Annotated in this window: 2 protein-coding genes (1 of these 2 running past the window's edge); both read left to right on the forward strand. The window is 65.3% G+C overall.

The features are described 5' to 3' along the window. The gene (locus GN234_RS03255) at nt 1-9609 is read left to right on the forward strand and encodes a non-ribosomal peptide synthetase (protein WP_176687865.1); all 9609 of its coding nucleotides are present in this window, start codon (nt 1-3) and stop codon (nt 9607-9609) included. Beyond that, on the forward strand, nt 9606-12195 hold the start of the coding sequence (locus GN234_RS03260; protein ID WP_176687866.1) for a non-ribosomal peptide synthase/polyketide synthase. 15215 nt of this gene lie beyond the right edge of the window; only the first 2590 of its 17805 coding nucleotides appear in the window; it begins with the start codon at nt 9606-9608; its stop codon lies off the right edge, out of view. Before GN234_RS03255 ends, GN234_RS03260 begins: the two co-directional genes overlap by 4 nt.

The raw sequence follows: 12195 nt of genomic DNA on the forward strand, positions 1-12195 counted from the left end.
ATGATCGAACCGCGATGCTTTTCGTTAAGCTCCACGCAGCAATCCGTCTGGCTCGACCAGTTGTTATCGCCCGATATCCCCTCCTACAACATCGGCGTCACGGTGCAGGTCCACGGTGCGGTGGACCTTACGGTATTTGCCGCTGCGGTGCGGGTGGTAATCGCTCAACACGATGCGTTGCGGCTGATCTTCAGCGAAAGCGACGGGCACGCGCAGCAGCGGGTAGCGACCGACCTGGAGGCGCCTTTCGCCTACCATGACTGGCGCGGCGAGCCCGAGGCACGCGCCAAGGCCCTGGCCACTATCACGCAACTGAATCGCACGCCGTTCGCACTTTATGAGCAACCGTTGTGGGGCATGGAATGGTTTCAGTTGTCCGACACCGAGGCCCTGTGGAACAGCCGGTATCACCACCTGATCTGCGATGGCACTTCGGTGGGCCTGGTCGGCCAGGCCGTTAGTGCGGCCTACAATCAGTTGCTGCGTGGTGAACAACCGGTGCTGGACCCCGAACTGGCCGAAGGCTACCGAACCTTTGCGGCCAGGGACCAGGATTACCTGCGCTCGTCGCGCTACGACAAGGCCCGTGAATACTGGCTGGAGCAGTTTGCGGCGCTGCCGGAACCGTTGTTCCAGACCGCCCGGTCGCCGAGCGTACAACGCCAGCCACAGCCCAATGCAACCGCTCATGCTGTCAGCGCCCAGGCAACCTGGCCATTGGGGACACGGCGCCTGGATGCTCTGAGCCAGCTGGCAAAAGCCCAGGGCGCTACGCTGAGCCATTGTCTGAGCGCCTTACTGGCCGCTTACTTCAGCCGGGTGACCGATCAACGGGAGCGCCTGGTCATCGGTCTGCCGGTGCATAACCGCGCCAATGCCTTGCAAAAACGTACCGTGGGCATGTTTTCTTCGGTGCTGCCATTGGCGGTCGCGGTCGATCCTCTCGCCAACTTTACCCAGACCGTGCAACAGGTCGCCAGCCAGACCCTGCGCAGCTATCGGCACCAACGCTATCCGCTGCAAGCCTTGCATCGCGAGCTACGCGCGCGGGCCGGACATCCCGGCCACCTGTTTGAGCTGATGCTGTCGGTCGAGCAGTACCCCGGCGATGTCAACCTGGGGTCGGCGCGTTGTTCGCTGCGCACCTGGCACAACGGCTACGAGCGTTATCCGCTGGCCATCTACCTGCGGGACTACGAGGCCCAAGCCGAACCGCTCCTGGAGTTCAACTACGACCCGCGGCTGTTCAACGCCGAGCAGATCGCCGCGCACCTGCGACGGCTCGAACACCTGACCGAGCAGGTGCTCGCCGACCCCACCCGGGTGCTGGCCGATTGGCCGTTGCTCGATGACACCGAACGGCATCAGGTCATTGAAAAATTCAACGCGACCGCCCGTGACTACCCCGTCAATGAGCCACTGCATATGTTGTTCGAGGCGCAGGTACAGCGTCGACCCGAGGCGACGGCGGTGTTGGATGGCGACCACTCGCTGAGCTATCGCCAGCTCGATCAGCGCGCTGAACGGTTGGCTCGCCACCTGGCGACAAGTGGCGTCGAAACCGGCAGCAAGGTCGCAGTGTGTATGGCTCGAGACACGTCGCTGATCGTGTCGATCCTGGCGATCTTGAAGCTCGGCGCGGCCTATGTGCCCATCGATCGAGACGCCCCGGCCGCCCATCAAGCCCGAGTGTTGATGGATTGCGGCACGGCTTGGCTGCTCAGCGCAGGTGACAGCCCAGCGCCGAAGGATGGCGTCCAGGTCATCGATGTCGAGGCCTTGAACGAAGATTCGACCGCTGGCCCAAGTCGTCTACTGACGAATAGCGCAGGCGACGTCGCCTACGTCATGTACACCTCTGGTTCTACTGGCGCGCCCAAGGGCGTGCAAGTACCCCACCGTGCGGTTACCCGGCTGGTACGCAACAACGGTTTCGCCGAGTTCAACGCCCAGGACCGGATTGCCCTGGCCGCCAACCCGGCGTTCGATGCCAGCACCCTGGAGATCTGGGGCGCATTGCTCAACGGCGGCTGCCTGGTGGTCTGCCCACGCGATACCCTGCTCGACGTTGCGCGTTTCAATGAGCATCTGCTGCACCATGAAGTCAGCGTGCTGTGGCTCACCGCCGGGCTCTTTCATCAGTTCGCCGAACCCTTGGCCCCTGCGTTTCGCAACCTGCGCTACCTGATGGTCGGCGGCGATGTGCTCGACCCTCGGCGCATCGCCCAGGTGCTGCGCCATTCGCCGCCCCAACACCTGCTCAACGGCTACGGTCCGACCGAAAGCACCACCTTCGCCACCACCCACCGCATCACCCTCGAAGACGCCCTGAACGGCGATATCCCCATCGGCAAACCCATCGGCAACACCCAGGTCTACGTGCTCAATGAACAGCGCCGTCCGCTGCCCATTGGCGTTGCTGGCGAGCTGTACATCGGCGGTGACGGGTTGGCCCTGGGTTACTTGAACCAGCCGCAACTGAGCGAACAACGCTTCGTGCCCAACCCGTTCCAGCCGGGCTCGCGTCTGTATCGCACCGGCGACCTGGCTCGCTGGCGCGCCGACGGTGTGCTGATGTTCCTGGGGCGTAACGATTTCCAGGTCAAGATCCGTGGCTTTCGCATCGAACTGGGCGAGATCGAAGTGCAGCTCAAGGCCTTGCCCGAGGTGAGCGAAGCCGTGGTCCTGGCCGATGCCCAGCAACGTCTGCTGGCCTATTTCACCGCCACCACGGCCCAGGAACCGAGCGAGTTGCGCGCGCGCCTGGCCGCCGTGCTGCCAGACTACATGCTGCCAGCAGCCTTCGTGCAAGTGGACAGTTTTGCCCTGACCGCCAACGGCAAGCTGGACCGTCGCGCCCTGCCCGAACCCGACGAAAATCATTTCGCCCAACAACGCTACGAAGCGCCGCAAGGGCCAGTGGAAACCCGCCTGGCCGAGCTTTGGGCCCAGGTCCTCGGCGTGCCGCGCGTGGGGCGCCAGGACAACTTCTTTGCCCTCGGTGGGCACTCGTTGATGGCGGTGCAATTGGTCGAACAATTACGCGTACAGGGCTGGAGCCTGGATGTCGGAACGTTGTTCAACGCCAGCAACTTGCTCAACCTGGCCCTGGCGCTGGAACACCCCGGCGAGCCCGTCGAGGCCGGCGAACCGGTAACAGCGTCCATCCCGCCGCACTGTGTCCGCATCACCCTAGAACATGTGCCGCTGGTGAACCTGCCCCAAGCGCAGATCGATCGCATCGTCGCCAGCGTCGACGGCGGCATCGCCAACGTGCAGGACATCTACCCCCTCGCGCCGTTGCAGGAAGGCCTGCTGTTCCAACACTTGCTGCAGCCCACGGACGATGCCTACCTGCTGCGAGCCACCCTCGCCTTCGACAGCCGCGAGCGCCTGCAGGGGTTCATCGCAGCGTTCGACCAAGTGATTGCCCGCCATGACATCCTGCGCAGCGGGGTGCTCTGGCAGGGCCTGGACGAGCCGGTGCAAGTGGTCTGGCGCACTGCCCGTCTGCCCGTGGTCCTCCTCACCGATGGGGAAACCTTTGCCGAGCGTGCACTGGACATTCGTCGCGCGCCGTTGGCGCAGGCGTTCACGCGCTTCGACGCACCCCGGCAACAGTGGCAGTTGCAATTGGTCCACCACCACCTGGCCATCGACCATGCCACCCTGGGCCTGCTATTTGCCGAAGTCCGCGCCTTGATGCTCGATCCCGATCATCGGCTGCCGCCTAGCGTGCCATTTCGCCCGTTCGTGGCCCAGGCCCGCGAGCCTCGGCGTCAAGCGAGTGCCGAGGCATATTTCCAGCGACTGCTTGGCGACGTTGACGAGCCGACCCTGCCCTATGGTCTGCACGATATCCAAGGCACGGGCCGTGACAATCGCGAGGCGCAGTGCCAGCTCGAACCGGCCTTGTCCCTGCGCTTGCGGCGCCAAGCCAAGACCCAAGGGGTGGGCGTCGCCAGCCTGTTCCACCTGGCCTGGGCGATGCTGGTCGGCAAGACCAGTGGCCGCGACGACGTAGTCTTTGGCACGGTGCTGTTCGGGCGGTTCACCGGGGGCCAGCAGGTCGACCGGGCCCTGGGCATGTTCATCAACACCCTGCCACTGCGCATCGACCTCGACACGCCGCTGCACACTGCGTTGCGTCAGATCCATACGCGGCTGATCGAATTACTCGCCCATGAACACGCGCCTCTGGCCCTGGCACAACGTTGCAGCGCCTTGCCGGCCCAGGCGCCGCTGTTCACGGCCCTGCTGAACTTCCGCCACAGCCAGGCCCAGCACTCGGCACGCCCGGAATTCAACCTGCCAGGCATCCAGGTGCTGGGCAGCGTGGAACGCAGCAACTACCCGTTCTGCCTGTCTGTCGATGACTTGGGCGATGGATTTGCCCTGACCGCGCAAATCCAGCGTTCGGTCTGCGCCGAAGCGGTCCTGGCGCATATGATCCAAGCCCTGTGGGTGGTTGCGCAGACCTTGGAAACGGCGCCGATGACCCTTGCCTGCACACTCGACAGCTTGCCCGCGAGGCAACGCGAACAAGTACTGGAAGTGTTCAACGCGACCCATCAGCCGCACCCACGTGACACCCTGCTGCAACAACCGTTCGAACAGCAGGCCGCGTTGCGCCCCGACGCCGTGGCCGCGTATGTTGCAACCGCAACCGCCGGTACCACGACGCTCACCTATGGCCAGCTCAACCGCCAGGCCAACCAACTGGCCCATGCCTTGCTGGCGTCCGGCCTGCGCCCCGATGATCGGGTGGCGATCTGTCTGGAGCGCGGCCCGCACCTGCTGGTCGCCTTGCTGGCCATCTTGAAGGCCGGCGGCGCCTACGTGCCCCTGGACCCTACTTACCCGCCGGCACGCCTGCTGCACATGCTCGAAGACAGCGCGCCGCGCATGGTCCTGAGCAGCCAGTCACTTCGAGGTCGGCTACCGACCACGCCGACGACCGAGCGCTGGGAGCTGGACGACCCGGCGTTGCAAGCGCAGTTGTCCGCCTTGCCGATGGAAAATCCCGACGTCAACGGCCTGCACGCGGCGCACCTGGCCTATGTGATCTACACATCCGGCTCGACCGGGCTGCCCAAGGGCGTGATGATCGAACACCGAAACGCCTGCAACCTGCTGCACTGGGCCCTGCGCAGCTTCGAGACGGATGAACTGCAACGCAGCCTGTTCGCCACCTCGATCAATTTCGACCTGGCGGTGTTCGAATGCTTTGTCCCCTTGACCGCCGGCGCGGCCCTGCAACTGGTCGACAATGCCTTGGCCCTGGTTTCGCAGCCCAGCGCCGTATCGCTGATCAACAGCGTACCGTCGGCGGTCGAGGAGCTGCTCAGGATCGGCGCCATCCCCGGCGCGACCCGAGTCGTCAACCTGGCCGGCGAACCGCTCAAGGCGCGCCTGGTGGAACAACTGTTCGCCCAGAGCGCCACGCGTCGGGTTTGCAACCTCTACGGACCGACGGAAACCACCACCTACTCGACCTGGCTGTCGATGCGTCGCGAAGAAGGCTACGTAGCCGGCATCGGCCGACCGCTGGACAACACCCGCGTATACCTGCTCGATCGGCATCGCCAGCCGGTGCCGCTGGGGGTGGCCGGGGAAATCTACATAGGCGGCGCGGGCGTGGCGCGCGGCTACCTGAACCGGCCGGAGCTGAGCGCCGAGCGGTTTCTACCCGACCCTTTTGTCACCGCGCCCGACGCGCGCATGTACCGCACGGGTGATCTGGGGCGCTGGCGTGCCGATGGTCACTTGGAATACCTGGGGCGTAACGATTTCCAGGTCAAGGTACGCGGCTTTCGCATCGAACTGGGTGAGATCGAAGCCCAATTGCTCGGCATGCCGGACCTGCGCGAAGCGGTGGTATTGGCCCAACCCGGCCCTTCCGGCGACTCGCGCCTGGTCGCCTACCTGGTGCCCCATGACCCCGCCAGCCCTGCCCCGGATCTGGCCGAAGTCCGCGCTCATCTGGAAAGCCGTTTGCCGGACTACATGCTGCCCAGCGCATGTGTCGTCCTGACTCACCTGCCACTGACACCCAACGGCAAACTCGATCGCCAAGCTTTGCCAGCGCCTGCCGCAGCGTCCGCTGGCCACGCCAAACAGGTGCCACGCGGGGACACCGAACGGCGCCTGGCAGCGATCTGGACGCAGATACTCGGTGAACCGGACATCGGTCGCGAGGATGACTTCTTCAGCCTCGGCGGGCACTCGTTGTTGGCGGTACAACTGCTCGAACAACTGCGGCGCAACGGCTGGGACCTGGACATCCGCAGCATTTTCGAACGTCCGACCCTCGCCACCTTGGCCCAGCGCCTGGAGACACTCGGCACTGGCGCCGCGCCTGAAGCCAGTGTCACGCGCATTCCTACCCCTTGCTCACGGATCACCCCGCCGATGCTCGACCTGGTCGAGTTGCCCCAGGCCCAGATCGACCTGATCGCGGCCCGGGTCCCCGGCGGTGCCGCCAACATCCAGGATATCTATCCGCTGGGCCCTTTGCAGGAAGGCATGCTCTATCACCATCGCGCGCAAAGCGCCGGGGATCGCTACGTGTTGCGCAGCCTGTTGGCGTTTACCGACGAGGCATACCTGCAAGGCTTTTGCGCCGCATTGGAGCAGGTCATCGCCCGGCATGACGCCTTGCGTACCCTGGTGCTCTGGGAAGACTTGGACGAACCCCTGCAAGTGGTCTTGCGCCAGGTGGCCTTCGTGCCTCGTCGTCTGTTGTTCAGCAGTGACGACGTCGCCGGGCAATTGCAGGCCAGCGCCGATCCCCGCCATTACCGGCTCGACTTGTGCCAGGCACCGCTGATCGAGGCGCGGGTGGCGTTCGATGCCGTCCATGAGCGCTGGTTGCTGTTGCTGCTGCATCATCACGTAGTGGTGGATCACACCTCGCTGGAGCTGATGATCGAGGAGATCGCCTTGATCGAAGGCGCCCGCCAGGCGGACTTGCCGCCACCCACCAGCACCCGCGGCTTGGTGGCCCAGGCGCGACAGGCGCACGTCGTGGCGGCTGCGCGGACATTTTTCAGCGAACAGTTGGGCGACCTGGAGGAACCCACCCTGCCCTTTGCCATCGACCTGGAAACCGATCCGCGCTGGCAGGCCCTGGAACACCGGCAAGCGCTGCCAGCCGAACTGGCGCGGCGCTTGCGTCAACAGGCCAGCGCCCACGGGGTGAGCGCGGCCAGTGTCTGTCACTTGGCCTGGGCGTTGGTCTTGAGTCACCTCAGCGGGCGCGATGACGTGGTCTTCGGCACGGTCCTGTTCGGGCGCCTGCAGGCCGGGGCCCACGCGGACCGGACCGTGGGGCTGTTCATCAACACCTTGCCGTTGCGCGTGCGCCTGGATGACGGTGTGCAGGTAGTGCTGGCCCGGGTGCAGCATGCGTTGAACGGTTTGCTGAGCCACGAGCAGACCCCGCTGGCCTTGGCCCAGCGTTGCAGCGCCATGCCGGCGGGCACCGCGCTGTTCAGCGCGTTGTTCAATTACCGCTACAGCCATGCCGAGCAGGCGGACCTGCGCCAGGCCATTCCGGGAATGAGCTTGTTGCACAGCGAAGAGCGCACCCATTATCCGTTCAACCTGGCAGTGGACGACCTGGGCGAAGGTTTCCAACTGACCGCCCAGACCCACCCCGGACACGCCCCGGCCCGGCTCGTCGGGTTCATGCAACAAGCCTTGGTTGCGTTGGTGGAAGCGCTGGAGCAAGCCGGCGATACCTCCGTGCTGCAATTGTGCGTGCTGTCTGACGAAGAAAAGGCGCAATTGGACCGCCTCAACCCACCGCTCGCCGCGCAGGCCCCCGACGCGACCTTGCAACAACGCTTTGCCGAACAGGCCGCGCGCAGCCCGGACGCCCTGGCGGTCATCGACGAACACCAGGCCCTGAGCTTTCGTCAGCTCAACCAACAGGCCAATCGCCTGGCCCATCATCTGCTCGCGATGGGTATACAGCGCGGCCAGCGCATCGCGGTCTGCCTGGAACGCGAGGCCCATCTGGCGATCGCCCTGCTGGCCGTGTGGAAAGCCGGTTGCGCCTATGTACCGCTGGATCCGGACTACCCGGTGACACGCCTGGCTTACATGCTCAGCGACAGCGCCCCGGCCGCCCTGCTTACCCAGGAACACCTGCGCGACCGGCTACCGTCTTTCGACGGCAGACCGTTGCTCAGCCTCGATGCACAATCGCAAGGGCTCGCGGCCTGGCAACAGGCCTGCGCAGACAACCCCGATGGCGCCGCGCTGGGTCAGCAACCCAGCGACCTGGCCTACCTGATCTACACCTCCGGTTCCACCGGACAGCCCAAAGGCGTCATGGTCGAACACCGCTCGGTGCTCAACCTCTGGGCCGGGTTGCGCCAACGCCTGGACGATCTGCTGCCCGGCACACGCTGCTCACTCAACGCCTCGGTCGCCTTCGATGCCTCGGTGCAGCAGCTCTGCCAATGGCTGAGTGGCCACTGCCTGGTGCTGGTCCCCAAACGTGTGCGCCTGGATGCCGGCGCCTTGCTCGGCTACCTGAGCGCCCAGCAGGTCACTGTATTCGATTGCACTCCAAGCCAGATGCAGGCCTTGCTCAAGCACCGACAAACGCTGGCATCGGCCGTACCGTTGCCGCGGCGCATCCTGCTCGGCGGCGAAGCAGTGCCCAGCGAGTTGTGGACGCAGTTGGCCAGCGAGCACGAGGTACGGGTGTTGAACGTCTACGGCCCCACCGAATGCACGGTCGACACCACCAGCGCCTGGCTCGATCACCATTCGCAGCCAAGCCTCGGCCAGCCGCTGCCCAATACCCAGGTGCAGGTGCTCGATGGCCATGGCCGACGCGCGCCGTTGGGGGTGGCAGGGGAAATTCATATTGGTGGCTATGGCGTGGCCCGTGGTTACTGGCAACGCGAGGACCTGACCCGCGAGCGCTTCATTGTCGACCCGTTTACCCGCCAGCCGGGCGCGCGGCTCTATCGCACCGGCGACCTCGGACGCTGGGAGCTGGACGGCAGCCTCAGCTACTTGGGGCGCACGGACTTTCAAGTGAAGATCCATGGGCACCGCATCGAGCTGGGTGAAATCGAAAGCCACCTACTGGCGCTGCCCGGCGTGCGCCAGGCCGTGGTGGTGGGGCGCGCCGACCGCCATGGCGTGACGCGCCTGGTCGCCTACCTTCAGGGCTCGGCCCTGCCAACCCCGAGCCAGGCACGCACCACCCTCGGTGAACGCTTGCCCGATTACATGCTGCCTAGCGCGTATGTGCGCCTGGACAGTCTGCCGCTGACCGCCAACGGCAAGCTCGACCGCAACGCCCTGCCTGAACCTGACGCCCAGGCCTACGTGCAAACGCACTATGAAGCCCCCCAAGGCGAGGTGGAGATCACCCTGGCGGCGCTCTGGTGCGAGCTGCTGAATGTCGAGCGGGTCGGTCGCCACGACAATTTCTTCGCCCTGGGCGGTCACTCGTTGATCGCCATGAGTCTGGTCGAACGCATGCGCCAACACCGCTTGCGGGTGGATATCAGCCAACTGTTCACCGCCCCGACCCTGGCAGGTCTGGCCGCGGCCACTACCCCTTTGAAGGAGATGCTCCTGTGACTGCGGCTCAACTGCTGGCTCTGCTCAAACAACGTGGCGTGACCCTGTCATTGCGTGGCGATCAATTATCGGTGGTGGCCGACGACCAGGTCCTGGCCGACCAGGAACTGATCGCGCTGCTGCGCAGCCACAAACCGGCACTTATCGAAGCCTTGCGCCAACCTGTCGCACTACCGCCCCTCGAGAGCGGATTGCCCAAGGGCACCACGCACATTACCCCGGCGATGTTCGACCTCTGCCAGTTGGACGAAGCCCAGCTCGCCAGCATCGTCGCCGGCGTACCAGGCGGCGCCGCCAATATCCAGGACATCTACCCACTGGTGCCCTTGCAAGCGGGCATTCTGTTTCATCACCTGCTTCAACAGCGCGGCGACACCTATCTGCTCAATGTGCTGCTGGCCTTCGACGACGAGCCCTGTTTGCAGCGCTTCATGGACGCGCTCAACCAAGCCATCGCCCGCCATGACATCCTGCGCACCGCCTTGGCCTGGGAGGGCCTCGATGAACCGGTGCAGGTGGTCTGGCGCCAGTCGCCGTTGACGCTGGAACTGATCAACCCCGCCCAGGCCGATGTCGAGGCTGCATTGCGCGCCCACACCGATCCACGGCAGCGGCGCCTGGACCTGCGCCAGGCGCCCTTGATGCGCGCGGTGGCCGCCGAGGACCCACGCGCCGGACGCTGGCTGTTGCAACTGTTGCACCACCACGCGGTGATGGACCACACCTCGCTGGAACGGCTGGTTCGGGAGGTCGCGGCGATCCAGCAAGGTCGGCTGGCCGAACTGCAACCACCACAGCCGTTCCGCGATTTCGTGCTGCGCGCTCGCCAGGGGCTGAGCGAAGCGCAACATGCCGCGTTCTTCACCGAGCTGCTGGGCGATATCGATGAACCCACCGCACCGTGCGGGCTGCTCGACGTACGCGGCGATGGCAGCCAGGTCCAGACCCTGGAGGCACCGCTGGCGATCGATCTGAGTCGCCGGATCCGTCTGCTCGCACGCAACCTGGGCGTCAGTAGCGCCAGTCTGTTGCACCTGGCCTGGGCCCTGGTCCTGGGCAAGACCAGCGGCCGCGACGACGTGGTGTTCGGCACGGTGATGTTCGGTCGTTTGCTCGGCGCCGGCGAAGCCGCGACCGCCATGGGGCTGTTCATCAATACCCTGCCATTGCGGGTGCGCCTGGCGGTGCCGGTGGAACAGGCGCTGCGCGACACCCACGCGCTGCTCAGTCGGTTGATTGCCCACGAGCACGCGCCCCTCGGCCTGGCCCAGCGTTGCAGTGCCTTGCCCAGTGGCACGCCGCTGTTCTCGGCGTTGCTCAACTACCGGCATAGCGCTGCCACCGAGCACGCCCCAATGCTGGCCGGCATGCGCGTACTGGGGGGCGAGGAACGCACCAACTACCCATTCAACTTGTCGGTGGACGATCTGGGCGAAGGTTTTTCGCTGAGCCTGCAAATCGACGCCCAGGTCGGTGCCGAACCGGTGCTCGACTGGCTCAACACAGCGCTGCAGAACCTGCTGGAGGCCCTCGAACGGCATCCACAGACCCTGGCGTGCCAACTTTCGGTGTTGCCTGGTGCGCAACAGGAACGGCTGTTACGCACCTTCAACGCCACCACCCGCGCCCTTCCTGGCCCGGGCTTGCTGCACCTGGCACTGGAGCAACAGGCCGAGCGGCAACCACAAGCCATCGCCGCACGTTTCGAGGCCGCCGATGGCTCGAGTCCGCTGACCTATGGGCAGCTCAATGCCCAGGCCAACCGGTTGGCGCACCGTCTATTGCAGGCCGGGGTCGAGCCCGACAGCCGTGTCGCGATCTGTCTGGAACGCGGCCCGCACCTGCTGATCGCCCTGCTCGGGATTCTCAAGGCCGGCGCCGCCTATGTGCCGTTGGATCCGGCGTATCCTCGGGAACGTTTGCTGCACATGCTCGAAGACAGCGCGCCGCGGGCACTGTTGACACTTCGCGCCCTGCAATCCAGCGTTCCAGCGCCCAGCGGTTGCGAGCTGCTGTGCCTGGACGACCCCCATACCCAGGCCAGCCTGGCCGAACTCCCCAGCGACAACCCCGACCCAGCTAGCCTGGGCCTGACCAGCGCGCACCTGGCCTACGTGATCTACACCTCAGGGTCCACGGGCACACCCAAGGGCGTGATGATCGAGCACCGCAACGCCTGCAACTTGCTGAACTGGGCGCTGCACGCATTCGACGCGGTCAGCCTGCGGGACAGCCTGTTTGCCACTTCGATCAACTTCGACCTGGCGGTGTTCGAGTATTTCGTCCCTCTGGCCGCTGGCGCGACCTTGCACGTGGCCCGCAATGCCCTGGCCTTGCTCGACTGCCCGGTGCCGGTGACGCTAATCAACAGCGTGCCTTCGGCGCTTGACGCGCTGGTCGGTGCCCAGGCGATCCCGGCCTCGACGCGTGTGGTCAACCTGGCCGGCGAGCCCCTCAAGCAGAGCCTGGTCGAGCAAGTGTTCGCCCACAGCGCGGTGCAGCGCCTGTGCAACCTGTACGGTCCTTCGGAAACCACCACGTATTCGACCTGGGTATCGATGAGCCGCGAGCAGGGTTTCGTGCCCG

It is taken from the genome of Pseudomonas bijieensis (assembly GCF_013347965.1).
GTDB classification, from domain to species: Bacteria; Pseudomonadota; Gammaproteobacteria; order Pseudomonadales; family Pseudomonadaceae; genus Aquipseudomonas; species Aquipseudomonas bijieensis.

Coding starts and splice junctions, on each gene's coding strand:
- GN234_RS03255 (WP_176687865.1), top strand. CDS start 1: ATGATCGAACCGCGATGCTTTTCGTTAAGCTCCACGCAGCAATCCGTC.